This is a genomic window from Tsuneonella sp. HG222 (genome assembly GCF_053819185.1).
Genome location: NZ_JBSOQZ010000001.1, coordinates 1,063,436 through 1,087,578, shown reverse-complemented (window position 1 = coordinate 1,087,578; position 24,143 = coordinate 1,063,436). Strand labels below are relative to the sequence as shown.

At 66.7% G+C, this 24,143-nt stretch carries 24 protein-coding genes, 1 tRNA gene and 1 other RNA gene; 8 read left to right on the top strand and 18 right to left on the bottom strand.

From position 1 onward, the window contains the following. Window positions 1–3: 3 nt before the first annotated feature. The 6 genes from ACWPMZ_RS05490 to ACWPMZ_RS05465 all read right to left on the bottom strand — a co-directional run bounded on the left by ACWPMZ_RS05490 (window position 4) and on the right by ACWPMZ_RS05465 (window position 6,167). On the bottom strand, window positions 4–339 hold the full coding sequence (locus tag ACWPMZ_RS05490; protein WP_455703001.1) for a YbaB/EbfC family nucleoid-associated protein: 336 nt from the start codon (window positions 337–339) through the stop codon (window positions 4–6). A gap of 22 nt (window positions 340–361) precedes the next feature. Then, window positions 362–2,152 carry a DNA polymerase III subunit gamma/tau gene (locus ACWPMZ_RS05485; RefSeq protein WP_455703000.1) on the bottom strand — a complete coding sequence of 597 codons (1,791 nt, stop codon included), beginning with the start codon at window positions 2,150–2,152 and terminating at the stop codon, window positions 362–364. A 50-nt stretch (window positions 2,153–2,202) separates the two neighbouring features. Continuing rightward, an RNA gene (gene ffs / locus ACWPMZ_RS05480) (signal recognition particle sRNA small type) lies at window positions 2,203–2,297 on the bottom strand. A gap of 80 nt (window positions 2,298–2,377) precedes the next feature. Next, complete coding sequence (locus ACWPMZ_RS05475; RefSeq protein WP_455702999.1) at window positions 2,378–2,656, bottom strand: ETC complex I subunit; 279 nt, start codon at window positions 2,654–2,656, stop codon at window positions 2,378–2,380. A gap of 18 nt (window positions 2,657–2,674) precedes the next feature. Further along, window positions 2,675–5,095, bottom strand: coding sequence for an ATP-dependent helicase HrpB (hrpB, locus tag ACWPMZ_RS05470; RefSeq protein WP_455702998.1), 2,421 nt, complete (start codon window positions 5,093–5,095; stop codon window positions 2,675–2,677). A 61-nt stretch (window positions 5,096–5,156) separates the two neighbouring features. Continuing rightward, on the bottom strand, window positions 5,157–6,167 hold the full coding sequence (locus ACWPMZ_RS05465; protein WP_455702997.1) for a polyprenyl synthetase family protein: 1,011 nt from the start codon (window positions 6,165–6,167) through the stop codon (window positions 5,157–5,159). A gap of 65 nt (window positions 6,168–6,232) precedes the next feature. Between ACWPMZ_RS05465 and ACWPMZ_RS05460 the strand changes: the two genes are divergently transcribed. Continuing rightward, complete coding sequence (locus tag ACWPMZ_RS05460) at window positions 6,233–6,538, top strand: chorismate mutase (RefSeq protein WP_455702996.1); 306 nt, start codon at window positions 6,233–6,235, stop codon at window positions 6,536–6,538. 3 nt (window positions 6,539–6,541) lie between these two features. Here the strand turns inward: ACWPMZ_RS05460 and ACWPMZ_RS05455 are convergent, their stop codons facing one another. Then, window positions 6,542–7,162: a peptidase gene (locus tag ACWPMZ_RS05455; RefSeq protein ID WP_455702995.1), complete on the bottom strand. Its 621-nt coding sequence runs from the start codon at window positions 7,160–7,162 to the stop codon at window positions 6,542–6,544. 120 nt (window positions 7,163–7,282) lie between these two features. Here ACWPMZ_RS05455 and ACWPMZ_RS05450 point away from each other — a divergent pair, with 120 nt between their 5' ends. Beyond that, window positions 7,283–7,711, top strand: a complete 429-nt coding sequence (locus tag ACWPMZ_RS05450) for a GFA family protein (RefSeq protein ID WP_455702994.1) — start codon at window positions 7,283–7,285, stop codon at window positions 7,709–7,711. A 4-nt stretch (window positions 7,712–7,715) separates the two neighbouring features. Here the strand turns inward: ACWPMZ_RS05450 and ACWPMZ_RS05445 are convergent, their stop codons facing one another. The 4 genes from ACWPMZ_RS05445 to ACWPMZ_RS05430 all read right to left on the bottom strand — a co-directional run bounded on the left by ACWPMZ_RS05445 (window position 7,716) and on the right by ACWPMZ_RS05430 (window position 11,002). Continuing rightward, window positions 7,716–9,032 (bottom strand): ATP-binding protein, encoded by a 1,317-nt coding sequence (locus tag ACWPMZ_RS05445; protein WP_455702993.1) that lies wholly within the window; start codon window positions 9,030–9,032, stop codon window positions 7,716–7,718. A gap of 106 nt (window positions 9,033–9,138) precedes the next feature. Then, window positions 9,139–9,816 (bottom strand): response regulator transcription factor, encoded by a 678-nt coding sequence (locus tag ACWPMZ_RS05440; RefSeq protein ID WP_455702992.1) that lies wholly within the window; start codon window positions 9,814–9,816, stop codon window positions 9,139–9,141. A 79-nt stretch (window positions 9,817–9,895) separates the two neighbouring features. Beyond that, window positions 9,896–10,219, bottom strand: coding sequence for a PepSY domain-containing protein (locus ACWPMZ_RS05435; protein WP_455702991.1), 324 nt, complete (start codon window positions 10,217–10,219; stop codon window positions 9,896–9,898). Window positions 10,220–10,285: 66 nt separating this feature from the next. Then, entirely contained in the window at window positions 10,286–11,002 is a 717-nt protein-coding gene (locus ACWPMZ_RS05430) for an SIMPL domain-containing protein (RefSeq protein WP_455702990.1), read from the bottom strand. 99 nt (window positions 11,003–11,101) lie between these two features. Here ACWPMZ_RS05430 and ACWPMZ_RS05425 point away from each other — a divergent pair, with 99 nt between their 5' ends. After that, a complete protein-coding gene (locus ACWPMZ_RS05425; RefSeq protein WP_455702989.1) occupies window positions 11,102–12,904 on the top strand; it encodes an ABC-F family ATP-binding cassette domain-containing protein in 1,803 nt (600 codons plus the stop codon). A 7-nt stretch (window positions 12,905–12,911) separates the two neighbouring features. Here ACWPMZ_RS05425 and ACWPMZ_RS05420 read toward each other — a convergent pair whose 3' ends face one another. Continuing rightward, the gene (locus tag ACWPMZ_RS05420; RefSeq protein WP_455702988.1) at window positions 12,912–15,200 is read right to left on the bottom strand and encodes a DUF885 family protein; all 2,289 of its coding nucleotides are present in this window, start codon (window positions 15,198–15,200) and stop codon (window positions 12,912–12,914) included. A 92-nt stretch (window positions 15,201–15,292) separates the two neighbouring features. On the opposite strand from ACWPMZ_RS05420, the gene ACWPMZ_RS05415 reads away from it, so the two are divergent. Beyond that, complete coding sequence (locus ACWPMZ_RS05415) at window positions 15,293–15,865, top strand: helix-turn-helix domain-containing protein (protein WP_455702987.1); 573 nt, start codon at window positions 15,293–15,295, stop codon at window positions 15,863–15,865. Further along, a complete protein-coding gene (locus ACWPMZ_RS05410; protein WP_455702986.1) occupies window positions 15,862–17,043 on the top strand; it encodes a glycosyltransferase in 1,182 nt (393 codons plus the stop codon). Before ACWPMZ_RS05415 ends, ACWPMZ_RS05410 begins: the two co-directional genes overlap by 4 nt. 39 nt (window positions 17,044–17,082) lie before the next feature. Here ACWPMZ_RS05410 and secF read toward each other — a convergent pair whose 3' ends face one another. From secF to yajC, 3 genes are read right to left on the bottom strand one after another with little or no spacing between them, the layout of a single operon-like run. Then, entirely contained in the window at window positions 17,083–18,060 is a 978-nt protein-coding gene (gene secF / locus ACWPMZ_RS05405) for a protein translocase subunit SecF (RefSeq protein ID WP_455702985.1), read from the bottom strand. A gap of 13 nt (window positions 18,061–18,073) precedes the next feature. Further along, window positions 18,074–19,678 (bottom strand): protein translocase subunit SecD, encoded by a 1,605-nt coding sequence (secD, locus tag ACWPMZ_RS05400; protein WP_455702984.1) that lies wholly within the window; start codon window positions 19,676–19,678, stop codon window positions 18,074–18,076. Between the two features lie 22 nt (window positions 19,679–19,700). Continuing rightward, window positions 19,701–20,021, bottom strand: a complete 321-nt coding sequence (gene yajC, locus ACWPMZ_RS05395) for a preprotein translocase subunit YajC (protein ID WP_455702983.1) — start codon at window positions 20,019–20,021, stop codon at window positions 19,701–19,703. 220 nt (window positions 20,022–20,241) lie between these two features. On the opposite strand from yajC, the gene ACWPMZ_RS05390 reads away from it, so the two are divergent. Continuing rightward, window positions 20,242–20,318: transfer RNA gene (locus ACWPMZ_RS05390), tRNA-Pro, on the top strand. Between the two features lie 31 nt (window positions 20,319–20,349). Here the strand turns inward: ACWPMZ_RS05390 and ACWPMZ_RS05385 are convergent. Then, entirely contained in the window at window positions 20,350–21,213 is an 864-nt protein-coding gene (locus tag ACWPMZ_RS05385; protein WP_455702982.1) for a dioxygenase family protein, read from the bottom strand. Between the two features lie 85 nt (window positions 21,214–21,298). Continuing rightward, entirely contained in the window at window positions 21,299–22,141 is an 843-nt protein-coding gene (locus tag ACWPMZ_RS05380; RefSeq protein ID WP_455702981.1) for a fumarylacetoacetate hydrolase family protein, read from the bottom strand. A gap of 83 nt (window positions 22,142–22,224) precedes the next feature. Between ACWPMZ_RS05380 and ACWPMZ_RS05375 the strand changes: the two genes are divergently transcribed. Beyond that, a complete protein-coding gene (locus ACWPMZ_RS05375; RefSeq protein WP_455702980.1) occupies window positions 22,225–22,635 on the top strand; it encodes a holin family protein in 411 nt (136 codons plus the stop codon). Between the two features lie 173 nt (window positions 22,636–22,808). After that, on the top strand, window positions 22,809–23,567 hold the full coding sequence (locus ACWPMZ_RS05370; protein ID WP_455702979.1) for a hypothetical protein: 759 nt from the start codon (window positions 22,809–22,811) through the stop codon (window positions 23,565–23,567). 170 nt (window positions 23,568–23,737) lie between these two features. Here the strand turns inward: ACWPMZ_RS05370 and ACWPMZ_RS05365 are convergent, their stop codons facing one another. Further along, a complete protein-coding gene (locus ACWPMZ_RS05365; protein WP_455702978.1) occupies window positions 23,738–24,031 on the bottom strand; it encodes a putative quinol monooxygenase in 294 nt (97 codons plus the stop codon). Between the last annotated feature and the right edge of the window lie 112 nt (window positions 24,032–24,143).

Below are 24,143 nucleotides of genomic sequence, written 5' to 3'. Positions count from 1 at the left end.
GCCTTACATACCGGGAAGCTTGAATCCCGGCGGCAGCGCCATGCCCGACTGGACCTTCTGCATCTCGGCATTGGCGGCCTGATCGGCCTTGGCCCGCGCATCGTTGAACGCGGCGGTGACCAGATCTTCCAGCATCTGCTTGTCGGACGGCACGATCAGGCTGTCGTCGATCGAAACCGACTGAATGCGGCCCTTGGCGGTGGCACGGATCTTCACCAGGCCGCCACCCGAACTGCCTTCGACCTCGATGGTGTCCAGTTTGACCTGCGCGTCGTTCATCTGCTTCTGGATCGTCTCGGCCGCCTGCTGGGCCGCCTTGAGCATTTCTTCCATGTCCATCTGATCTATCCTTCGGGGGCTCTCAGGCCCGCTTGCTCCAGTTTCGTTCGCCGGTCAGGCCCTCGCCATCCTCGACGAGTTCGGCATCGGGAAAGGCCGCGAATGCTGCCTCTACCAGCGGATCGGCCATGACCTGCCGGCGCGCATCGGCCTTCTCCGCGTCTGCCCGCTCGCGCATCGACGGCAGGGCCGCGCCTTCGCCGAGCCGGACCTGCCAGCGCTGTCCGGTCGCCCGCGACAGCGCCTCGCGAAGCTCGGGCCCCGGATCCTCGACCAATCCGGGTGTGACGGCGTACACCAGTTCGCCCGGCATCAGGTCGATGACTCGAATCCAGTCCCGCATGACCTGCGCGACGCCGAGCGCGCCGGACTGATCGACGCTGGTAATCAACCGCTCCCACTCGATCGCGGCGGACGGCCCGTTGGTCGCCGGGGACGAAGCCGGTACGGAAGCCGCCGGCACTCCTCGCTCGGCCAGCGTCTCGATCCGCTTCGCCAGATTGCCCGGATCGGGCAATGTCGATGCATGCAGGACGCGCAGCAGCGCCATCTGCGCGGCAACCAGCGGATCGGGCGCCTTGCGTACCTCCGAATAGCCCTTGAGCAGGAGTTGCCACAGGCGGTGTAGCTGCGCGGCCGAAAGATGCTCCGCCCACTCCTCGATCGCCGCCCGTTCTTCCTGCGAAGCCGTATCCCCGGCCTGGTGAGCGATCTGCGCCAGGGTCACCTTGTGCGCCAGGTCGAGCATTCCGCGCATCAGCGCCAATGGCTCGACGCCCAGCGCGTACTGATTGTCGACCTCTGCGATAAGCGCCTGCGGCTGTCCTTCGAGCAAAGCGGCAAAAAGCCGCCGCTGCGCTCCCTTGTCCGCCAGGCCGAGCATGTCGCGCACCCGCTCGGCAGTCACCTTACCGCCGCCTTCGAGGTCGGCGTGGGCAATCGCCTGGTCGAGGATCGAAAGCCCGTCGCGAACGGAGCCTTCGGCCGCGGCGGCGATCATGGCCATCGCCTCGTCCTCCGCCTCGATGCCTTCCTGCCGGCACACGCTGGCGAAGTGCTGCTGCAACAAGGGGGCCGAGATGCGCCGCAGGTCGAAGCGCTGGGTCCGGCTCAGCACCGTCACCGGCAGCTTGTCGACCTCGGTGGTGGCGAAAAGGAACTTCACATGGCCCGGCGGCTCCTCGAGCGTCTTGAGGAGCGCGTTGAACGCGTTCCTCGTGAGCATGTGGACTTCGTCGATGATGTAGATCTTGTAGCGCGCACTGACCGCGGCGTAGCGCACCGCCTCGATGATCTCGCGCACGTCGTCGACGCCGGTGTGGCTGGCCGCGTCCATCTCGATGACATCGATATGACGGCCCTCGGCGATGGCCCTGCAGGGCTCGCACTGGCCGCACGGGTCGATCGTCGGCCCGCCCTGCCCATCCGGCCCCACGCAGTTCAGCGCCTTGGCGATGAGGCGCGCGGTCGAGGTTTTGCCAACTCCGCGCACCCCGGTCATGAGGAAGGCATGGGCCAGGCGGTCGCGCTGGATCGCATTGCCGAGCGTCTGGACCATCGCGTCCTGCCCGATCAGCTCGGAGAACGTCTGCGGGCGGTATTTTCGCGCCAGAACGCGATAGGGTTGCGCGGCGGGTGTAGCAGCCTTGGGGGCGGGCTCGACCGGCGCCGGCTTTGCGGAAACGGGCTCCCCGAACATGGCCGATTGCCCGGCCGCTTCGAGTTCGGCGGCGCTGGGAGTGGCCTCCCCCGCGTCCGTCTTCCACGGAAGCGAGTCCGTACTGTCCACAGTGTTTTCGGGGGAATCACCCATGCCGCACAAGGTAGGCACTCCGCCCCCCGATGTCATGGCAACAATGGTGTGGAAAAGGAGCCGGGCGACCCGCTGCAATCAACCTGGGCTGCTTCCTTCCGGACCTGACCCGGTGAGCCGACGCGAACGTCCACCCGACTCCCGGGCGCGATATGGAACCGGGCGGCGTCGATTGCAACCGGCTTTGGTGCAACGAAGAAAGTACTTCGGGATCGAGCCCGAGGCTTACCGGAAGTTGTCGGCGTAAGCCTGAAGCTTGAGCTTGCGCGGAGGGCTCGGGTGCACCTGCACCTCGATCCCGTGTTTATCCGCATAGGCCTGCGCCGCCGCGCAGCTTTCGAACCGCAACTGCACCTGCTGCTGCGTGTCGCCGCTGCCCGCCCAGCCCATCAGGGGGTCGGGCTTCTTCGCTTCCGCCGGGACGAAGTCGAGCACCCACTCGTCGGTCAGCGCCTTGCCCGACTGCATTGCGTTCTTGGGTCGTTGATAAATGCGTGCCTGCATGATCGGGGCCCTAATTCATCATTCCGAACGTGAAAAGGCGTTCTTCGTCTTGAGGCTCGGCTTTTCGCACCAGGGCTCGTCCGGCCAGCGATGCTTGGGGTACCGGCCCTTCATCTCCTTCGCCACATCTCTCCAGCTTCCGCGCCAGAATCCGGGAAGGTCGCGCGTGGCCTGGATCGGGCGGCCCGCGGGGCTCGTCAGCTTGAGCAGCAGCGGCGTTTCGCCGATCAGCGGATGGGCATCGAGCCCGAATAGGGCCTGCACTCGCGCCTCGACGGCAGGCGCGTCAGGGCCGGCATAGTCTATCGCATGGCTCGTTCCGGCGGGGGTGACGAACTCCCGCGGCGCCAACCGATCGAGTCTTTGCCGCGTATCCCAGTCCAGCCGGGACAGCAGCGCCTGGGCCAGATCGCCACGCGGTAATTCGAGATCGCGCCGCCCGGCCAGTAGCTGGGCGAGCCAATCGTCCGCCTCCTTGGCCAGCGTCTCGGCGGACAACTCGGATATCCCGGCATATCCAGCCCTCGCCAACAGGGTTTTCGGCAGCCAATCCGCAAGGTTTTCCACGGCCTTTTCAACAAGCAGCCTGGTGATGGCGTCCCCGTCCGGCCGAGGATCGGGACCGGTTGCGAGCGTGACGGCGCCGAGCCGCCTCTCGAGCCGCGCCTCGACCCGATCGCCCTTCCAGAGAAGGACACTGCGCCGCTCGATCCGGTCGTCGAGCCATTTCTCGACATCGGCCGCTTCCAGCGGGAGGGCGGCCGTGATCCGCGCACCCTTGGCTTGGCCCTGCGCATCGCCGATCGCGAGCCATTCTGCCCGCGCCAGGGGGCTGGCAGGGTCGAGACTGTAACCGCGCCCGCCTGCGCTGAGCCAGCTTTCCCCCGTGCCGTCGCGCCGGCGGGCGATGTTGTCGGGAAGCGCCCAGGCCAGGAGTATGGCAGGCGGTACGCCCTCGCCCCCCGGTTGCGAGAGACCCTCGGCCCGCTTGGCCCAGCCGGCCGCGAGCTTGCGGCTCGACTCTGCTCGCGTCGTTCGGTCGCCATTCCACCGCTGGAGGCGGGCGGCGAGGTCCTCGCCCTTGCCGCCAAGCCCCCGCTCCTGCAGCAGCAAGGCGATGCGGGCGGCCGTCTCCGCCGCGCCATGCTCGGCGCCGCGCAGGACCATTGCCGCCTGCCATGGCTCCATGGCGAGCGCGGCGACCTTGTTGCCGAACGCGGTGATGCGGCCGGCGGCGTCGAGCCCGCCCATTGCCAGAAGCCGGGAGCGCGCTGCCGCGACTGCCGCCTCCGGCGGCCTATTGAGCCATTGCATTGACCCGGGATCGCCCCCGCCCCAGCGCGCCAACGCCAGCACCAACGGCGCAAGGTCGCTGTTGACGATCTCGGGCGGGTCAAACGCCGGGCGACCGGGATGAGCGGCCTCCTCCCACAGGCGATAGGCGACCCCTGGGCCCTGCCGCGCCGAGCGGCCGGCCCGCTGGGCGGCCGCCGCCTGGCTTGCGCGATGGGTGACAAGGTGGGTCACGCCCGCGGCAAGATCGAACTCGGCCCGGCGCGAAAGGCCCGCATCCACCACGACGCTGACACCGTCGAGGGTAATGGAACTCTCGGCGATCGCGGTGGCCAATACGATCCGCCGCCGGCCTTGCGGATCGCGCCGTATGGCGGCCCGCTGGTCGGCGGGCTGGACCTGCCCATGAAGCGGCAGGATTGGAACGCCGACGAGTTTGGCCTCGAGCCTTTCGCGCACACGCTCGATCTCACGAACACCGGGGAGAAAGGCGAGGATGTCGCCCTCCTCCTGGCGCCAGGCCTGCTGGACGGCTGCGGCCATCGCATCCTCGATCCGCAGATCGGGTCGGCTGCCCAGCCATGCGATCCGCAACGGATGCGCCCTGCCCTCGCTCTCGACGACTGGAGTTTCGCTACCGAGCAGGCGAGCAAAGCGCGCGCCGTCGATCGTGGCCGACATCACCAGCACCCGCAGGTCGGAACGCAGGACCTCGCGGGTTTCGAGGACGAGCGCGAGACCGAGGTCGCTGTCGAGGTGCCGTTCGTGCGCTTCGTCGAACAGCACGGCGGAGACGCCGGTCAACTCCTGGTCGGCCAGGACCATCGACACGAAGATTGCTTCGGTGACGACCAGAATCCGCGTTCTCGCCGAGCGTCGGGAATCGAGCCGGGTCAGGTAACCGACCGTTTCTCCCGGTGCCTCGCCCAGCATCTCGGCCAACCGCTCCGCCGCAGCGCGCGCGGCGACCCGGCGGGGAGACGTCAGGATGATCGTGCCCTGACACCAGCTTTCGCCCAGCAGGGCGGGCGCGACCGCCGTGGTCTTGCCCGCGCCCGGAGGCGCCACGAGGACCGCGCCGGTGCTATCCTGCAACGCCGCCAGCAATCGCGGCAGGACGGAATGGATCGGGAGACCGTCGCTCATATTGGAAAATGCCACACCCAGCGGCCCGCGGACACTCTCGAACGGCGCGTCGCCGGAACGCTCAGTACCCCCGGCTGACCGCGAACTGCGCCGCTTCGACCATCGCCTGACGGGCCTTGCCGTCGGGGAAGATCGACAGGGCATCGCACGCGCGCTGGGCATAGAGCCTCGCGCGCTCGCGAGTGGCGGCAACGGCCTCGTGCCGGCGAATGAGGTCCACCGCGTGGGCCAAATCCTCATCTTCGGTGCGGAAGCCGGCAATGGCTTCTTCCCAGAACTTGCGCTCCTCGGCCGAACCACGCGCGTAGGCGAGGATCACCGGAAGGGTCATCTTCCCTTCGCGGAAATCGTCGCCACGGTCCTTGCCCATGTCGGCCGTTCCGCCGTCATAATCTATCGCATCGTCCACCAACTGGAATGCGACCCCCAAGTTGCGGCCGTAATCGTCGAGAGCCCGTTCTTCCGCCTCGCCGCGCTCCGCCACCACGGCGGCGATGCGGCTGGCGGCTGCGAACAGCGCCGCGGTCTTGGCGCCGATGATGTGAAGGTAGCGCTCCTCGCTGGTCTCGATACGGCGCTGGGCGGTGAGCTGGTCGACCTCGCCCTGCGCGATCACCGCGCTGGCCGAGCTGAGGATCTTGAGCACCTTGAGGCTGCCGTCCTCGACCATCAGCTCGAAGGCGCGGCTGAACAGGAAATCCCCCACCAGCACGGTGGCCGGATTGCCGAAGACGATGTTGGCGGTGCTCTTGCCCCGGCGCTGCTCGCTCCCATCGACGACATCGTCATGCAACAGAGTCGCGGTGTGGATGAATTCGACCGCGGCGGCCAGCCGGTGATGCCGCGTCCCCTGGTATCCCACCACTTCGGCCCCGGCGAGCGTCAGCATCGGCCGCATCCGCTTGCCCCCGCCGGCAATGAGGTGCCCGGCCAGTGCGGGGATAAGCGGTATCTCGCTCTGCATCCTGTCGAGGATGATCGCGTTGACCGAATTCATGGCCGTCGCGGTCAGGCCCAGGATCGGCGCCAGCGAAGGGTCCTTGCGCGAAAATGGGAGGATCTCGGCGCTCATGCGGCGCACTTGGAAGCTTGCCGCCGACTTGGCAAGCGGGGAATCCGTGCTAGGTCCGGGCGCATATGGCAAGCAACCCTTCGGCGCAAAACCAGGATGCCGTCCTGGCGGTCTACCGCAAGAGCATCGACAATATCGATGCCGCGTTGATTCACATGTTGGCCGAACGCTTTCGCATCACCCAAGCCGTGGGCGAGTACAAGGCGCAGTCCAACCTCCCCGCCAGCGACCCGGGCCGCGAAGCGCGGCAGATCGAGCGCCTGCGCGCGCTCGCCGTCGAAGCGGAGCTCGACCCCGAATTCAGCGAGAAGTTCATCCGCTTCGTGATCGAGGAAGTCATCCTCCATCACAAGCAGGCCGCGCAGCGCTAGGCCTCAGTCCCCGCGCCGTTCACGGCCCCGGCGAAACTCCTCGCCCCGATTGACCGAGCGCTGGGGGCGTTCGGCTCGCTGTTGCTGCTGGCGTTCGACCTGCTGTTGCTGGCGCATGACCCTGGGCTGGCGTTCGACACGCTGACCGGCGACAGAATCTCCATCGCGGCTGCGGCCCTGCCATTGCTGGCGATCCTGCCGCTGGCGATTGCCCTGCCAGCCCTGCTGTCCGCGCTGGTCGCGGCCCTGCCAGCGCTCGGTGCGGTTTTCGCCCTGACGACCGGAATATTGCTGGCCGCGCCAGGCACTCCAGTTCTCGCGTACGTCGCGTCCGCCGCGGCGGCCTTCCCAATAGCGCCGGTGCTGATCGCTCCAGCGATGGCGCGTGCCGCCACGATCGTAGATGTAATACCCGGTGCCCGGATAATAGAAGCCGTCATACCAGCCGTAGTAGCCGTAGGGATCGTAGCGATCGTAACGGCTCGAATAAGGGTAGTAGCCGCCGTTGCCATAGCCGACGGAAACGACAGTGCCGCCGTAACCGTAGCTGTCATAGGCCGAACAGGCGCCGAGGGCGGCGGTTGCTGCAAGCAGCAGGGCCGGGCGCACGAATTGCTTGAACATGGATTTTCTCCAGGGAAATGCGATGATTGCCGGATAGTTAACCGGTCCGGCATAAACCGGCGCTGAACCCGTCGACAGGGCGAGCAGGCGCGCTAATCTGTTCGTGAAGGAGAATCGGAGATGGGTGACGGGCTTGTGGGCGGATGCCTGTGCGGTGCGATGCGTTTTCGGATCGAGGGCGAGCCGATGTTCGTCAGCCAGTGTTGCTGCAAGGATTGCCAGAAGGCGACGGGCACCGGACACACCACCATCATCGGCATTCACAAGGACCAGTTGCGGCTCGAGGGCGATCCGCAGACCTTCACCAACACCGGGGACACCGGCGGCAAGGTCACCAGGCATTTCTGCGGCACCTGCGGCGGGCGGCTTTACACGTCGGGCGACGCGCCGGGCGATCACATCATGGTGCAGGCGGGATCGCTCGACGAGCCAGGACAGGTCAGCCCGGAAAACTGCATCTACGTGAAGGACCGGATCGCCTGGGATATGCTCGACGAGAGCCTGCCGCACTTTCCCGGCCTGCCGCCCCGTCCGGGCATTCGCGACTGAGGGTCTACTCCGCGCTCGCCCGCGGTAGGAGCAAGCGGACCAGCAGACCGCCAAGGTCCTCGCTCTCGCCGAGTTCGATCTTCCCGCCGTAGATTTCCACCACGTCGCGCACGATCGCCAGGCCCAGCCCGGTGCCCGGCTTCTCGGTGTCGAGCCGGGCGCCGCGGGTGAACAGCGTGGCGCGCTGCTCGCGGGGGATGCCCATGCCGTCGTCCTCGACCCAGATGGCGCAGAGGTCGCTACCCGGCTCGGCATCCACGGTCACGAACACGCTGCCGCCGCCGTATTTCGCGGCGTTCTCGATCAGGTTGCCGAGGATTTCGTCGAGATCCTGCCGCTCGATGGCGACTTCCGCGGTGGTCGAACCGTCGATGTCCAGCCGCACGTCGGGGTGCAAGCGGGCGACCGCGCGCTCCACCGCATCGGCGCTATCGCGCACGTTGGCCCGCGAAAGGCCGACCGCCCGCCGCCCTACCGCGCGGGCGCGGGCAAGGTGGTGATCGACCTGGCGCCGCATGACTGACGCTTCGCGCAGCACCGTCTCGTCGAGATCGGGCGAACGCGCGCTCGCGGCATTGGTCAACACCGTCAACGGGGTCTTGAGCGCGTGCGCGAGGTTGCCCGCATGGGTCCGCGCTTCTTCGGCCTGCTGTTCGGAGTGGGAGAGAAGGGCGTTGAGCTCCTCGACCATTGGCTGCACCTCGAGCGGCAGCGGGTCGGTCACGCGATTGCGCCCGGTGGTGCGGATACGCGCGATCGCCTTGCGCACCCGGCGCAGCGGGCTCAGCCCGTACCAGGTCTGCAGCATGGCCATGATGAACAGGCCGATGCCCAACACGGCGAAAGACCAGACGAGGATCGAGCGGATGCGCCCGATCTGTGCGTCGAGCTCGGCGCGCGAGGCCGCCACGATGAAGTGCCACTCCGTATCGCTGCCCGGCAGGCGGATCGTACGCTCGACGATGCGCAGCGGTTCGTCGGGAAACTGGTCGGAATCGTAATAGCGCGGCTCGCGGTTGTCGACGGCCAGGTCCACCTCCAGCCGGCGGTCCCACAGCGAGCGCGAGGGATAATCCTCGAACCCCTTGCCGCTGATCTGCCAGTAGAACCCACTGTTGGGCTCCAGGTATCGCTGATCGCCCAGCGGTCGGTTGAACCACACCTCGCCCTCGACGATTTCGGCCGAGCCGAGCATCCCGTTGAGGCTGTAGTCGAGCTGGTCGTTGAACTGCTGCGTGACGAGGTTCTTCAGCGTGCTGTCGAGCGCCACCCCGCCGACCAGCAGCAGGATAGAAATCCACCCCGCCGCGATCAGCATCATCCGCCGGCTGAGACTTCCGGTGTGCGCGGGCGTGATGGATTCTGCCCCGGTATCCTCCGAGACTTCCTCCGCGGGGGGTTGGGTCCCCTTCGCCGCGACCGGCGGGCTACTCGCGGGGAGGTTCGTCGGGGTCGTCGAGACTGTAACCGAGGCCACGGATTGTCGTGATCACGTTGGCACCCAGCTTCTTGCGAATACGGGTGACGAAGACCTCGATCGTGTTCGAATCGCGGTCGAAATCCTGATCGTAAATGTGCTCGATCAGTTCGGTACGGCTGACCACCTTGCCCTTGTGGTGCATCAGGTAGCTCAGCAGCTTGTATTCCTGCGCCGTCAGCTTGACCGGCTCACCGGCCCGGGTGACACGGCCTGACCGCGTGTCGAGGCGCACGTCGCCGGCGGTCAGCTCGGAGCTCGCATTGCCGGACGCGCGGCGGATCAGCGCGCGCAGGCGGGCGATGAGCTCTTCGGTCTGGAAAGGTTTGGCGAGATAATCGTCGGCCCCGGCATCGAGGCCGGCGACCTTGTCGGACCAGCTGTCGCGCGCGGTCAGCACGAGCACGGGAAACATGCGGCCTTCCTTGCGCCACATGTTGAGCACGGTCAGCCCGTCGATCTCGGGCAAGCCGAGATCGAGCACGACGGCATCGTATTCCTCGGTCGAGCCGAGGAAGTGGCCGTCTTCCCCGTCGGTCGACAGGTCGACGGCATAACCGTTCTGCTCCAGGGTGTTTTTGAGCTGGTGGCCGAGGGTAGGCTCGTCCTCGACGATCAGGATGCGCATTGTTGGTTTCCTGTTCTCACGCCGCACGGAAGGTGGGCCTTGAACATGAACGCGTCAACCTGAACAGCGTTTCCGTGCCCTATTTCGAAATCCGCAGGATACGGCCGTTGCGGGCATCGACATCGACCCAAATCATCTGGCCGCGCGTGTTGTCGATGAACTTCATGCGGTAGGCCCGAGCGACCTCGTCGAACTCCGGCGTGAGGTACTGGATGTTCTCGCCGCGCTTCTCGATCTGCGGGATGACGATACGCTCGATATCGCGCAGCTTCATCACATTGCCCGCGTTCATTTCCTTGCGCGCGGTAGCCTGGTCGCCGCGGCCCTGCGCAAGGGCCGGCGCGGCAAGGCCCGACCCGGCGAGGGCCAGGGCAGCGATGGGGAGGATAATCTTGCGCATCATGGCGGCATGCCTAGGCGCGGCGGATTGAACAAGTTGTGAATGCAGCCGCCGCGCCCGGTTCAGGGTTCAGCGCGTCATCTCGTACTTGACGGTGACGGTCACGCCGGTCTCGACCTGGCCCGGCCGGATCGGCATGGATTCGTTGCGCGCAGAGGCGGCCGTCGCGACTACGTCGTACTGCGTCAGCCTGCCGGGCATGACGGTTTCGCTCACCTCGAGCAGGCGCAGGCCCGTGTAACCCGAAAGCGCGGCATAGCGCTCGGCCTTGGTGCGGGCCGCGCCGAAGGCCGCTTCGCGCGCCTGTTCGCGGGCCGGATCGGGGTTTTCGATCGACCACGAAATGCCGCTCAGGTCGTTCGCGCCCGCGACGACGAGCGCGTCGAGAACCCGGCCGGTGCGGGTAATGTCGCGCAGCTTCACGGTCACCCGGTTGCTTGCGCGATAGCCGCGGAACCGCTGCTGGCGGGTCGCATCGTCATAGTCGAACTCCGCATTGAGATTGACCCCGGTGGTCTGGATGTCCTTTTCGCTGACGCCGAGCTGTTCGATCCGCTTTACCACCGCATCCATCTGGTTGTTGTTCTGCTGCATCGCCTCGACAGCCGTGGGTGCGACGGTCGTCACGCCGGCGCCCACCGTAGCCAGGTCGGGGTCCGCGCTGACCGTTTCGGTCACGGTCAGTTCGACCACCGGACCCTGGCTGGCGATCTGGACTTCGGCGGCGGCGGCGGGGGCCGCGACGGCGGCGGCAACGGCGACGAGCGGGATGGCGAAACGTGTCATGCAAGAAATCTCCTTCGGCATTTTTGATGGCCGCAGAGCCATTACGCATCGGTGAACCGGGTTGTTCCGCCGCCCTTCCGCCCCTAAGTGCGCCGCGCGATGGCTGAACCTCCGATCCTCTCCTGGGAAGGGCTTGGCCTGCAACAAGGCAATGGCTGGCTGTTCGGCGCGCCTCCCGGCGAAGGGCTCGATCTGCACATCGGCCCGCGGGACCGGCTGGCGCTGATCGGCCGCAACGGCGCGGGCAAGACCACGCTGCTGCGCCTGATCGACGACCGGATCGAGGCCGACCGCGGCCTGCGCAAGATCAGGCCGGGCACGCGGATCGTGCTGCTGGAACAGGACCCGGACTTTTCCCCGCACGCCACGCTGATGGATTTCGCTCTTTCGGGCCCCGATGCGCCGCTGCCGCACGAGGTGGAGAGCATCGCGGGGCAACTGGGCATCGACATGGCGCGGCCGGCCAAGACGGCGAGCGGGGGCGAGAAGCGGCGCGCAGCTCTTGCCCGCGCACTGGCGCAGGATCCGGACCTGCTGCTGCTCGACGAGCCGACCAACCATCTTGATCTCGCGGCGATCGAATGGCTCGAAAGCTGGCTCGACCGCTATCGCGGCGCGGTCGTGGTAATCAGCCACGACCGGACATTTCTCAAGCGCCTGACCCGTTCCACGCTCTGGCTCGACCGGGGCAGCCTGCGCCGCAAGGACATCGGCTTCGGCGGGTACGAGGCGTGGGAAGAGGCGGTCTACGCCGAGGAGACGCGCGCCGCAGAGAAGCTCGACGCCCGGCTCAAACTGGAGGCGCACTGGCTGGAACGGGGCGTGACCGCGCGGCGCAAGCGCAACATGGGCCGGCTTGAAAAACTCTACCAGATGCGCGCCCAGCGCGCGGCCATGCTCAGCCCAGCCGGCGCGGCGAAGCTGGCCTTGGCGACCGACGACGAAAGCCGCAGCAAGACGGTGATCAACGCCGACAAGGTGACCAAGCGCTATGGCGAGCGCACCATCATCCGCGACTTCACGCTGCGCATCCAGCGGGGCGACCGCATCGGCGTGGTCGGCGCGAACGGCGCGGGCAAGACGACCCTGCTCAAGCTGCTGACCGGCGAGATCGAGCCCGACGAGGGCAGCGTCACCCTGGCCAAGACGCTGACGGGGGTGATGATCGACCAGCAGCGCAGCCTGATGCAGCCCGACCGCACGGTGCGGCAGATCCTTGCCGAGGGCGGCGACTGGATCGACGTGCGCGGGGTGCGCAAGCATGTGCAGGGCTACCTGAAAGAGTTCCTGTTCGATCCGGCCATCGTCGACATGAAGGTCGGCGTGCTGTCGGGCGGCGAGCGCAGCCGCTTGCTGCTGGCCCGCGAGTTTGCCCGCACGAGCAACCTGCTGGTACTCGACGAGCCGACCAACGACCTCGACCTGGAGACGCTCGACCTGCTGCAGGAAGTCATCGCCGACTACGAAGGCACGGTCCTGATCGTGAGCCACGACCGCGACTTCCTCGACCGGACCGTCACCGTCACGCTGGGCCTCGACGGCAGCGGCACGGTCGACATCGTGGCCGGCGGCTACGAGGACTGGCAGGCCAAGCGCAAGGACCGGCCCGAAGCCAAGAAGGCCGCCGCAAAGGCGCCCGTCGCCGCGCCCCCTCCCCCGCCAGCTGCGCGCCCGACCAAGCTGACCTACAAGGACCAGCGCGACTACGAGCTGCTGCCGCGGCGCATCGAGGAACTCGACGCGGCCATTGCGAAGGGGGAGGCCATTCTCGCCGACCCCGGTCTCTACACCGCCGACCCGCAGAAGTTCGCCTCCGTCACAAAGAGCATCGAGACCGCGCGCGCCGAGAAGGAAGCGGCCGAAGAACGCTGGCTCGAGCTGGCCGAGCTGGTCGAAGGCTGATCCTTAGCTAGGCCGCCTCGCGCTCGATGAAGGCGCCGACGCGCCGGTCGAACATCGACAAGGGCATCAGCCCTTCGGTCAGCAGGTCGTGAAAGCGCTTGAGATCGAACCGGTCGCCCAGCGCCCGTTCGGCCCGCATCCGCTGGCGCACCCATTCGTTCTGGCCGACCTTGTAGCTGCAGGCCTGCCCCGGCATCACGCAATAGCGCTCGATCTCCGCCCGGCTGCGCGGCAGGGTGAAGCCCACGGTGTCGGCGAAATAGCGCGTCGCCTCGTCGAGCGTCCAGCGGCGGGCGTGCAGCCCCGTGTCGACCACCAGCCGCGCGGCGCGAAACAGCCACGACTGCAGCGCCCCGGCGCGCTCGATCCCCTCGTAGGCGCCCATCTCGTCGGCCAGCATCTCGGCATAGAGCGCCCAGCCCTCGCCATAGGCGGAGAGCCAGTAGTTCTTGAGCAGCAAGGGCAGTTCTCGGTCCTGCTGGACCAGGCTGAGGTGGTAGTGATGCCCCGGGTTCGCCTCATGATAGGTCAGGGCTGGCAGCGTGTAGCGCGGCCAGTCGTGCGTCGAGCGCAGGTTGACCCAATACATCGCTGGGCGCGACCCATCGAGCGCCGCGACATAGTAGTACCCTGCGCTGGCCCCGTCCTCGATCTCGGGCGGCACGCGCTTCACCACGATCGGCACTTCGGGGACGGTCGCCATGACCTCGCCCAGCCGCTCCTGCATGGAATCCACGCCTTCGTTGAGCACCGCGAGCAAGGCCGCCCTTCCCGCATCGTCGTTGGCGTAGAGCTGGTCGGGCCGGTTGTTCAATTCCGCAAGCCGCGCGCCGACGCTCCCTTGCGTCAGCCCTTCGGCCCTCAGGATCGTGTCGAGCTGGGCGGACAGTTCCTCCACCTGGGCAAGGCCCGTGGCGTGGACCTCGTCCGCCGACTGGCCGGTGGTCGTGTAATAGGCGAGCGCGGCGGCATAGTGTTCCTCCCCGTCGGGCAGGCGCCAGATCCCGTCGCCCGGGGCACTTGCCGGGCGCAGCTCGCGCACCGTCTCGGCCTGGCGGCGCAGGGCCGGATAGACCTCGTTCTCCACGATCGCCGCCGCCTGCTCGGCCCAGGTGCCGGCGATGCCTTTCGCTGCCGCGCGCTCGGCCAGCGAGCGGGTCATGCCGCTCGCCTCGGGCGACTGGGCAAGCAGCTTGCCCATCGTCGCTTCGGCATAGTCGAGCGCCCAGTCCGGCGCGAGGTAGCCGCGGGCCGCATCCTCGTGGCTGGTGCGGCTTTCCTCGTCGAGCACTCCGGCGAAGGCCGACAAGCGCTCGAGATAGGCTTCGGCATCGTCGGCGCTGTCCACCGGATGCTTCGAATCGAGGTAGTCGGGCAGCTTGCAGTGCGCCCCGTTCTGCTGGCTGATGCGATAAGGATAGCCCATCGCGGACACCGCGAACTGTTCGGCCACCAGCCGCTGTTCGAGCATGTATTCAGCCACCTGCCGGCGCAGTTGCCCGGTGGCGGACAGGCCCGCCGGATCGATCGCGCGCAGGGCGGCGAGCGCATTGCGGGCGTGATCGAACCTTTTCCGTTCGGCTTGCGGCCCCACGCCATTCAGCCGGCTGCGCGCCGCCGCGAGCTCCCCCTTGTCGAGGCCCAGCGCCGTCGCCTGCTGCGGGTCGAGCGCCATGTCGCCGTGGAAGATCGCGTCGAAAACGTCGTAAAGGGCCTGGTCTGTCATGGCCGTCTCGTCCCACGCCAAGTGCGGCTTCGCAAGGGGCCAAGGCCAGAGACATGGACCGGATGTTACACGGTCCTGGGGAAGAAAAATTGCCGCACATGGCAGCCGGTAGAAATCGGCTACGCGGTCGAGCGCGAGGCGCAGCACCAGCTTGCCGCTGCGCGCCGGCCAGTCGAGCGCTTTTTCGGCCTGAGGCAAGGGTTCGCAGGCGCAGACAACGCGCCACAGGATGTCGGCCAGACCCTTGCCCGCCTCGGCGATCGCGCCGTCGAAGCGCGCCTTGGCCGCGATCTGCCGCTCGGTCGGGTTGAGACCCGGATCCCCGCCGCCGCGGATGCGCACCGGCTCCCAGCGCATCGTCACGCCGGCGGAAAGCTGGGCGCGCTCGTAATCCGCCCGCAGCCGCTCGCCCGCTTCGAACAGCCGCGCGTCCAGGTGCCCGCGCGCGTGGAGCCAGGAAATCGGGGATTCGGTCAGGTTGACGGTGACGGACCGGCGGCGCTTCGCCATGCCGCCACGACGCCGTGGCCCCACTTCGGTCAGTTCGCGTTCGACCAGTTCGCGCTTCATGCAATTCTCCCGATTTCAGAACGCATCCAGCCTTGACAATCTGGCGAGTTGTAGGAAAGTGAAATAACCAATTAGGTTCTAAGGGGCATACCGTGATCAATCGCATCCGCGACGTCCGCCGGGAAAAGGGCATGACGCTGGCCGACGTGGCCGCCGCCTGTTCCCCGCCCACGACCCCGCAGACCATCGGCCGTCTCGAAACCGGGATGCGGAATCTCTCGCTCGACTGGATGAACAAGATCGCCGCCGCGCTCGGCTGCGAGCCGGAGATGCTGCTCAAGGGAAGCGAGGCGGCCGTGCCGCAGATCGTCGCCCGGCTGGGCGAAACGGGCGCCGAAGCCTTGCCCAACCCGCGCGACGCGATCCTGCCGACCGCGCTCGAAGCGAAGGCGCCGCTGGTGTGTCTGGCGATCGAGACGAGCCAGGGGGAATATCGAGCGGGCGACCAACTCTGGCTCCGCCAGTTGCCGCCGGAAGAAGCGCCCCGGATAATCAACCGCGACGTGCTGGCTCCACGCCCCGGGGGACGGTTTGCCTTCGGCCGGCTGATCGACCGGCAGGGCACCATGGTCGGCCTGCTCCCGCCGGGCGCGGGGCAGAAGCAGCTGGTGGTGGACCGGCCCGCCTGGCTGGCCGTGGCGGAAATGCTGGTTCGCAAGCTGTGAAGCGCCTGCTTTCGCTGGCGACGCTCTATCCCAACGCGCAGGCGCCGCGCTTCGGCACTTTCGTTGCGCGCAGCCTGGAGGCGCTGGCCCGGACCGGCGAGTGGGAGGTGACCGTCATCAATCCCATCGGCATTCCGCCGCTTGCGCCGGGCCGCTTCGCCGCGCGGCGCGACCTGCTCGGCAGTGCGGCCGAGCATCGGGTTGCGGTGCACCGCTTGCCCTTCACTCTTCTTCCCGGGGTCAGCGGGCCGATCAACCCCGCGTTGATCGCCCGTGCCGTCCTGCCCGAAGCGCTGCGGTTGCACGCAGAGAAGCCGTTCGACCTGATCGACGCCCAGTTTTTCTATCCCGACGGACCCGCCGCCGCGCGGATCGCCGGGCATCTGCGGCTGCCCTTCGCGATCAAGGCGCGCGGGGCGGATATCTCCTACTGGGGCAGGAAGCGGCTGCCCCTGAAGCAGATGCGCAAGGCAGCGGACGGCGCAAGCCGATTGCTCGCGGTATCGCAGGCGCTCAAGGCCGACATGGCCGCGCTCGGCTTTCCCGAGGAGAAGATCGAGGTTCACTACACCGGGCTCGACCGCGACCTGTTCCGGCCGCTCGACCGGATCGAATGTCGCCGCCGGATCGCGCTCAATTTCGGCTTCACGCTGCCGCCCGGCGCGCCCCTGCTCGCCACCGTGGGCGCGCTGATCGAACGCAAGGGACAGGCCCTGGCGATCGAGGCGCTCGGTTCGGTTCCCCACGCCCAACTGCTGCTGGTCGGCCGGGGCGAGGACGAGGCGAAACTGCGCGCCCAGGCCGAGGAAGCGGGACTTGGCGACCGGGTCCATTTCCTGGGCTCGGTCGATCACACGATGCTGCCGGTCATCCTGTCGGCCTGCAACGCTCTCGTCTCGCCATCGGTCAGCGAGGGCCTGGCGAACGCCTGGGTGGAGGCGCTGGCCTGCGGTTGCCCGGTGGTGATTAGCGACGCTGGCGGGGCAAAGGAGCTGGTGACCTCGGATGCGGCGGGCCGGATCGTCGCACGCGATCCGGGCGCCATCGCCGCGGCCGTCAACGTGCTGCTGGCGGCGCCGCCCGAGCCGGAGACGGTCGCCGCGCAGGTGGCCCGGTTCGGCTGGGCCAGCCACGCGGCGGCGCTGGACGAGATCTACTCGGCCGTAATCACCCGCTAGCGGCGCAAGGGCGTGGCGCCCGGCCGGGTGCCGGAGCCGTCAGACCCCCTCGCGCGCGATCCGTTCCTGCCGGTCGGCCGCGGTTTCGGTCGGCACGAAGCTGTCCCCGGTCACGCCCAGCCAGATCAGGATCGGCGTGGACATGTAGATCGAGCTGTAGGTGCCGACGAAGATGCCCAGCGTGATCGCCGCGGTGAAGCCGAAGATCACGTCGGGGCCGAGCAACAGCAGCGCGACCAGCGTGATGAGCAGCGAGGTCGAGGTGACGACGGTGCGCGACAGCGTCTCGTTGACCGACAGGTCGAGCAGTTCGGCCAGCGGCATCTTGCGGTACTTCTTCAGGTTCTCGCGAACCCGGTCGTAGACCACGATGTTGTCGTTCAGCGAATAGCCGATCAGCGTGAGCAGCGCGGCGACGATGTTGAGGTCGAACTCCATCTGCGTCAGCGCGAACATGCCCAGTGTCAGCGTCACGTCGTGGAGCAGCGCGAACAGGGCTCCGATGCCGAACTGCCATTCGAAGCGGACCCAGATGTAGATCGAGATGCCGATCATCGCGAGCGCCAGTGCGATCGCCCCGTCCCACGCCAGTTCGCCCGAGACCTTGCCCGAAACGGTGTCGTTCCCGTCCAGCCGCGCGTCCGGATAGGCGGAGCGCACGGCCTCGACGATCTGCGAACTCATTGTCGAGGCAAGCGCGCGGTCCTGCTCGTAGCCCTCGGGCAGCGCCATGCGGATCGAGATTTCGTTGGGCGCGCCGAACTGCTGGATGATCGGCTCGCCGTAGCCGAGCGCGTCGATCCGCTGGCGCAGGTCGGACACCGGCGCCTCGGCGCTTTCGACAAAGGTCATGCGGATCATCTGGCCGCCGACGAAGTCGACGCCGAAGTTGAGCCCCTTGGTGGCGACGAGGCCGATCGATGCCGCCATCAGCAGCAGGCTGATGACGTAGAACGGCACCCGCCAGCGCAGGAAGCGGATGTTCGTATTGTCAGGTATAAGCTTGAGCAGTTTCATTCCGGGCTCATCCTTACAGCACGATATCGTTGGGACGGGTGCGGCGCAGCCAGGTGGAGACCCACAGGCGGGTCAGCGTCACGGCGGTGAACACCGAGGTGACGATGCCGATCATCAGAACCACGGCAAAGCCTCGGATCGGGCCGGTGCCGAACATGAACATGATGACCGCCGCGATCACGTTGGTGATGTTGGCGTCGAAGATCGCGCGGCTGGCTTCCTTGTAGCCCTGCTCGACCGCCTGGAACACGCGGCGTCCCTTGGCGCGCTCCTCGCGGATGCGCTCGTTGATAAGCACGTTGGCGTCGACCGCGGCGCCCACGGTGAGCACCAGGCCGGCGATGCCCGGCAGGGTCAGCGCGGCGAGCGGCCCGAACAGCGCCATCACGCCCAGGATCATCATCAGGTTCAGGATCAGCGCCACGCAGGCGTAGATGCCGAACCGGCCGTAGGTTACGATCATGAAGGCCATCAGCGCGCCGAGGCCCACGAGCAGCGCGATGCCGCCCTTCTCGATCGAATCGGCACCCAGATCGGGCCCGACGGTGCGCTCCTCGATCACGGTCAGGTCGACCGGCAGCGCGCCCGAGCGCAGCGCGATCGCCAGGCTGTTGGCGGTTTCCACGGTGAACCCGCCGGAAATCTGCGCCGTGCCGCCCAGGATCGCCTCGTTGATGTTGGGCGCGGAGAGAACCTTGCCGTCGAGGATGATGGCGAACGGCTTGTTGACGTTCTCGCTCGTCAGCCGGGCGAAGCGCGAGCCGCCCTGGCTGTCGAAGGTGATGTTGACGATCGGCTCGTTGGTCTGCTGCGCGAAGCTCTGCTGGGCGTTGGTCAGCGAATCCCCGCGGATGCCGCCCAGGCGCTTCACCGCGATGAACTGGCCGGCGTAGGGCGAGGTCTCGTCGTAGGGCAGGATCTCGCTGCCGGCGGGCGCGATGCCCTGCGCCACGTCGGACTGCGGCGCGGTCGTGTCGACAAGCTTGAATTCCAGTTCGGCGGTCTGGCCGAGCAGGTCCTTGAGCTGCTGCGGATCCTGCAGGCCGGGCACCTGCACCACGATGCGTTCGGGACCCTGGCGAATGATCGTCGGCTCGCGCGTGCCGAGCGCGTCGATCCGCTTGCGCACGACTTCCGTGGCGCTTTCCATCGCCGAGGCGACCGCCGCTTCGAGCCCGGGCTGGGTCGGCGTGATGACGAACCGGCTGCCATCGACAACCTGCAGGTCCCATTCGCGCACCGTGCCGGTGCCGTTGACCGCCGGCAGGATCGCCTCGCGCGCCGCATCCACCCGCGAAGAATCGTCGATCATGAACGACAGGCGGCCGCCCGATGTCGAGATGTCGCCGATCCTGATGCGCGGCTCCGCCTGGCGCATCGCCGTGCGGACCGATTCCTCCATCGCCTCGAGCCGCTGCCCGGCAACCTGCGCCGGGTTTGCCTCGAGCAGGATGTGGCTTCCGCCCGCCAGGTCGAGACCCAGGTTGACCATCGGCGAAGGCAGGGCCGACGGCAGGTTGACGTTGGCCAGCGCAAGAAGCGAAGGCAGCGCCGCGACCGAGAAGAATAGCGTGACGGCCCAGAGCCACACGCGCTTCCAGCGGGGAAAATCGAGCATCGTCGGTTGAATCCTGCTGCGGTCAGTCGTTGGCCGGCTTGCCGCCCGGGGCGACGATGTCGCCCAGCGTCGCCTTGACCACCTTGACCCGCACGCCCTGGGCGATGTCGATCTCCGCGTACTGGTCGTCGACCTTGACGACCTTGCCCACGATCCCGCCCGCGGTGACGACCTGGTCGCCCTTCTTCACGCTGGCGATCTTTTCGCGGTGGGCCTTCTGCTGGCGCATCTGCGGGCGGATGATGAGGAACCAGAAGATGGCGACCATGCCGATGATCGGCAGGAAACCGGTCCAGCCCGGCGCTGCGCCTGCGGCGGCTCCGGCGGAAAGGAAATCAAGCATTGTTGTGGTCCATGATGGCGGGAGAGATGGTGTCCGGTTGCGGCCTGTGAAGGGGGCGGCAATGCACCCCCGGTCCGATGGGCGCCGCGCGTAGCAGCAATGCAACACACACGCAATCGAACGGGCTCATTCGCCCCGCGCATTCCGCGCTGCATTGCCTGTGCATTCCCCGCCTTGCCTTGGCGCGGGACCGGCCTTATAGGCCCGGCCTCCACTGGATCGGGACGTAGCGCAGCCTGGTAGCGCATCACACTGGGGGTGTGGGGGTCGGAGGTTCGAATCCTCTCGTCCCGACCAGTGGTTTCCGGCCGATCGTGCCGGCGCCCCCTCAGGCCAGCCTGAAATCGAGCGCCACGGCGCGGAACGGCCGGTCGATCGCATCGCCGTTGGGCGCGGTGCCCGCGGGGCACTCCGCGAAATCGAGCAGCAGGCCGTCGCGCGTGCCGAACACAGGGTCGGTGGCGAGCGACTTCGAACGCCCGTCGAACACGTGCGTCACCAGCGGCGCATGGCCGTCCGCCTCGACCTTGAAATGGATGTGCGCCGGGCGCACGTCGGAGATCGTGGTGCGGCCGATAAGCTGGCCGACCGGCCCGTCGGTCGGGATCGAGTAATCGACCGGCACGACCGTGCGGAACATGTAGCTTCCGTCGTCCCGCGTGCGGATCTTGGCGCGGTGATACGGGGCTTCGCAGCGTTCGAGCTGCGCCTCGTAGGTGCCCTCGGCATCGTTCTGCCACACGTCGATCAGCGCGCCGGCCAGCGGGTTGCCCGCCAGGTCGCTCACCGTGCCCGACACGATCAGCGGCTCGCCATCGCCATCAGCGATCCCGGGCAGGCGCTCGCCGTATCCGATAAGGGGCGAATCCTCGATGTAGAACGGGCCGAGCAGGCTGTTCTGCGTCGCCCCGCCCGGCTTGCCGTCGTGCATCAGTTCGAGGAGCATCGACAGGCCAAGCACGTCGGACGCGAGGATGAACTCCTTGCGCTTTGCGTCGCTGATGCGGCCGGTGCGCGACATCCATTCGGTCGCCTCGAACCACTCGCCCAGGGTCAGCTCGTTCTCCCGCGCGAAGGCGTGGAGATGGCGCACCAGCGATTCCATCAGCTGCGCGGTGCGCGGATCGGTCGAGCGGGTCTTCCAGCGGTGCGCGGCAATGTCCGTGATCGAATCCAGCGTGGCGTGGTCCATCGGCCGTCCCCTCCCCTCGCGGCGATTCGCCGCCCGCGGGCAGGTTCCGCCGTCTTTTTGCGCCTGGCAAGAACCTTGGCGGCATTCACGCAGTAAGCGGCGCGGCCACCCGGTTCTCGATCGCGCCGATGCCGTCGATCTCGCAGCGCACCACGTCGCCTGCCTGCAGGAAACGCGGCGGGTCCATTCCTGCGCCCACGCCCTCGGGCGTGCCGGTGGCGATGAGGTCGCCGGGCTCGAGGGTCATGGCGGTCGAGAGGTATTCGATCTGCGCGGCGACGGTGTGGATCATGTTGTCGGTATTGCTCTGCTGCCGCACCACGCCGTTGACGAGGCAGCGCAGGGCAAGGTTCTGGGGGTCGGGAATTTCGTCTGCGGTGACGATCCAGGGGCCGATCGGGCCGTGGGTATCGAAGCTCTTGCCCATGGTGAAGGTCGGGCTGTGCTTTTGCCAGTCGCGGGCCGAGACGTCGTTGGCGACCAGATAGCCGAAGACGAAATTCAGCGCCTCCGCGGCCGATGAATTCTTCACTTTCGCGCCGATGACGACGCCGAGCTCGACTTCGTAGTCGACCGCCTCCGAAACGCCGGGGTCGATCGGGTCGAACGGGCCGCTGATGCAGGTCGTCTGCTTGTTGAACCAGTACTGCCGGGGCGGCGGGCCGTCGCGGCCCATCTCGGCGTTGTGACGGGCGTAGTTCATGCCGATCGCCATGTACTTGCCGGGCCGCAGCGGCGCGAGCAGGCGCACCGCGTCCAGCGCATGGTCGGGCGAGCGGCCGGCGACTTGCGCCGCGATCCGGGCCAGCCCGTCGCGGCCGCCCGCAACGATCGCCAGCATATCGGGCTCACCCAGCGCGACGATCCCGTCGCCGACCACGACGCCGCAATCGACCGCCCCGCCAATCTCGAACCGCGCAAGCCTCATCGCATCCCTCCCGGCAAAAACCATTTTCCTACAAGAACCGATATGGTTCATCGAGACAAAAACCCGAACCAAAGGCGATTCGCATGTTCCTCGACACCATCATCGGCCCGCTTGCCTCTATCATCGACAAGGTCATTCCCGACAAGGCCGCGCGCGAGAAGGCCAAGCTCGAACTGATCCGGCTGGAAGGCTCGCAGGAACTCGCCCGGTTCGAGGCGCAGATGTCGGCCATCGTGGCGGAAGCGAACTCCACCGACCCATGGACCAGCCGCGCCCGGCCCAGCTTTCTCTACGTGATGTACGCGATCATCCTGTTCGCCCTGCCGATGGGCGTGCTGTCCGCCTTCGATCCGGCGGCCGCGACCAACATCGGCCAGGGCATGACCGCCTACCTGCGCGGCCTGCCCGACGAGCTCTACGCGCTCTTCGGCACCGGCTACCTCGGCTACACGGCCGCGCGCCAATGGGGGAAGGTCAAGGGCGTGGAGCGGTAGGCCCAATACGCTGCATCATCCGCGAACGTCCGAGAATGGGGTGGAAAGCGAACACGGAAAAGACTGTTGCACAGAAAGATGGACTGTCGAGAGTTGCCGTTGCCAAGCTTCGCTCGCACGCGGCAATTATGGTCTTCGTTGGAATAGTGTATCCGATAGGTCTGGAGAGCCAAATGGCAAGAACCGTCTTTGGTCTATTGATTCTCGCAGCCGCGTCTTTCTGGTCGCCAACGCTCGCCCAGGAAGCACCGCCTGGTCGGACGTCCACGGTTCACGGGATCGACCATGGCGCCGCGACCAGGGATGAGCCTCTCATCGGACCGCCCGATTCACCCAAAAGACTTCCGAACGAAATAGTGGTTATTGCACCATGTTCGGCCGGCGCGGCGCAAAGGCTGCTTCCGGGCAGCTATATCATGGATGAGAAGCGAAGCGATAACGCCATGGATGTGCTCAATGCCGCCATCCGTGCCATGCCACCCTCCGTCGCCCGGCTTCACTTCGCTCGTCGGCTACGCAAGGCAGGCGCGCCTGTCTACGCTGTTAAGATCCTGTTTGCCGGAGGTCGATTTTGGATCAAGAATGATGCCAAACGAAAAGTCCTGGTTTCGACCGGTGAAGAGACGATTAAGTGGACGCTGGATGATGGGCAGGTTTTCGATGTATCGGCACAAACAGATCGCGAATCCATTTCGCTCAAATTTCGCGCTATCGACAGCAGCGAGAGGACGATCGTTTATTGTGGTGATAAGAAGCAATTGGTGACACAGACAACCATCACCGGTCCTCTTCTTGCCACGCCAGTATATTATCGGATCGTCTACAATAGAATAGCTGATACGGTCGATGAATCGGAGTTCGTGGTGCAAGCCGGTGAACTACCTTCGTCCCTGTTGCTGACGCCGGTCCAGGCAAACCGGCACCTGCTCTGAGGACCATAGAAGCCCGGCCGAACGCCAAGAGCGCACAGGGCGGAAGACCGTTCCCAGCTCAGCCAGGGCAGAAGTTGCCTATCAGCTTAAGGAAACGCCGAGCCGTGTACGAACGACCAATCATGGGGAGGAAAGCGGATGTCTAGCCCCGCGCCCGCCGGATGGCGGAGCTACTTCGCTGCGAGGATTGTGAGTTTGTGGATTTGCGGCGACTCCGCGAAGAGTTCGCTCGCCTTTTCCATCAGGGCTGCAGCCACCTTGCCATCAAGGTGCGCTTGTCGATCTTCTTCGCTGTCGAACGTGTCAAAGATTGCATACTGCCCAGCCGCACTTTCAAGGGCGTACCAGTTCAGCGTGCCCGCTTCCTCGTTAACGAGGGGAAGCGCCGAACGGAGGAATGCTGCGACCTCGCCTTCTTTGCCGGGTTTAGCTTTTAGCGGCACGTAGAGAGCAAGTTTGGCCATGATAGCCTCCGATGGAAGTACGATGGCGCCGCTAGGGTAGGGCGCACCGCCCTTTGTCCGAACCGTCGCCCTGGGCGTTTGTTCCACCCTTGCAACGGAAGGTCCCACTGGA

Excerpts from the sequence above, each read along its gene's own strand:
- ACWPMZ_RS05490 (WP_455703001.1), bottom strand. The coding sequence starts at position 339 with ATGGACATGGAAGAAATGCTCAAGGCGGCCCAGCAGGCGGCCGAGACG.
- ACWPMZ_RS05485 (WP_455703000.1), bottom strand. The coding sequence starts at position 2,152 with ATGGGTGATTCCCCCGAAAACACTGTGGACAGTACGGACTCGCTTCCG.
- ACWPMZ_RS05475 (WP_455702999.1), bottom strand. The coding sequence starts at position 2,656 with ATGCAGGCACGCATTTATCAACGACCCAAGAACGCAATGCAGTCGGGC.
- hrpB (WP_455702998.1), bottom strand. The coding sequence starts at position 5,095 with ATGAGCGACGGTCTCCCGATCCATTCCGTCCTGCCGCGATTGCTGGCG.
- ACWPMZ_RS05465 (WP_455702997.1), bottom strand. The coding sequence starts at position 6,167 with ATGAGCGCCGAGATCCTCCCATTTTCGCGCAAGGACCCTTCGCTGGCG.
- ACWPMZ_RS05460 (WP_455702996.1), top strand. The coding sequence starts at position 6,233 with ATGGCAAGCAACCCTTCGGCGCAAAACCAGGATGCCGTCCTGGCGGTC.
- ACWPMZ_RS05455 (WP_455702995.1), bottom strand. The coding sequence starts at position 7,162 with ATGTTCAAGCAATTCGTGCGCCCGGCCCTGCTGCTTGCAGCAACCGCC.
- ACWPMZ_RS05450 (WP_455702994.1), top strand. The coding sequence starts at position 7,283 with ATGGGTGACGGGCTTGTGGGCGGATGCCTGTGCGGTGCGATGCGTTTT.
- ACWPMZ_RS05445 (WP_455702993.1), bottom strand. The coding sequence starts at position 9,032 with ATGATGCTGATCGCGGCGGGGTGGATTTCTATCCTGCTGCTGGTCGGC.
- ACWPMZ_RS05440 (WP_455702992.1), bottom strand. The coding sequence starts at position 9,816 with ATGCGCATCCTGATCGTCGAGGACGAGCCTACCCTCGGCCACCAGCTC.
- ACWPMZ_RS05435 (WP_455702991.1), bottom strand. The coding sequence starts at position 10,219 with ATGATGCGCAAGATTATCCTCCCCATCGCTGCCCTGGCCCTCGCCGGG.
- ACWPMZ_RS05430 (WP_455702990.1), bottom strand. The coding sequence starts at position 11,002 with ATGACACGTTTCGCCATCCCGCTCGTCGCCGTTGCCGCCGCCGTCGCG.
- ACWPMZ_RS05425 (WP_455702989.1), top strand. The coding sequence starts at position 11,102 with ATGGCTGAACCTCCGATCCTCTCCTGGGAAGGGCTTGGCCTGCAACAA.
- ACWPMZ_RS05420 (WP_455702988.1), bottom strand. The coding sequence starts at position 15,200 with ATGAAGCGCGAACTGGTCGAACGCGAACTGACCGAAGTGGGGCCACGG.
- secF (WP_455702985.1), bottom strand. The coding sequence starts at position 18,060 with ATGAAACTGCTCAAGCTTATACCTGACAATACGAACATCCGCTTCCTG.
- secD (WP_455702984.1), bottom strand. The coding sequence starts at position 19,678 with ATGCTCGATTTTCCCCGCTGGAAGCGCGTGTGGCTCTGGGCCGTCACG.
- yajC (WP_455702983.1), bottom strand. The coding sequence starts at position 20,021 with ATGCTTGATTTCCTTTCCGCCGGAGCCGCCGCAGGCGCAGCGCCGGGC.
- ACWPMZ_RS05385 (WP_455702982.1), bottom strand. The coding sequence starts at position 21,213 with ATGGACCACGCCACGCTGGATTCGATCACGGACATTGCCGCGCACCGC.
- ACWPMZ_RS05380 (WP_455702981.1), bottom strand. The coding sequence starts at position 22,141 with ATGAGGCTTGCGCGGTTCGAGATTGGCGGGGCGGTCGATTGCGGCGTC.
- ACWPMZ_RS05375 (WP_455702980.1), top strand. The coding sequence starts at position 22,225 with ATGTTCCTCGACACCATCATCGGCCCGCTTGCCTCTATCATCGACAAG.
- ACWPMZ_RS05370 (WP_455702979.1), top strand. The coding sequence starts at position 22,809 with ATGGCAAGAACCGTCTTTGGTCTATTGATTCTCGCAGCCGCGTCTTTC.
- ACWPMZ_RS05365 (WP_455702978.1), bottom strand. The coding sequence starts at position 24,031 with ATGGCCAAACTTGCTCTCTACGTGCCGCTAAAAGCTAAACCCGGCAAA.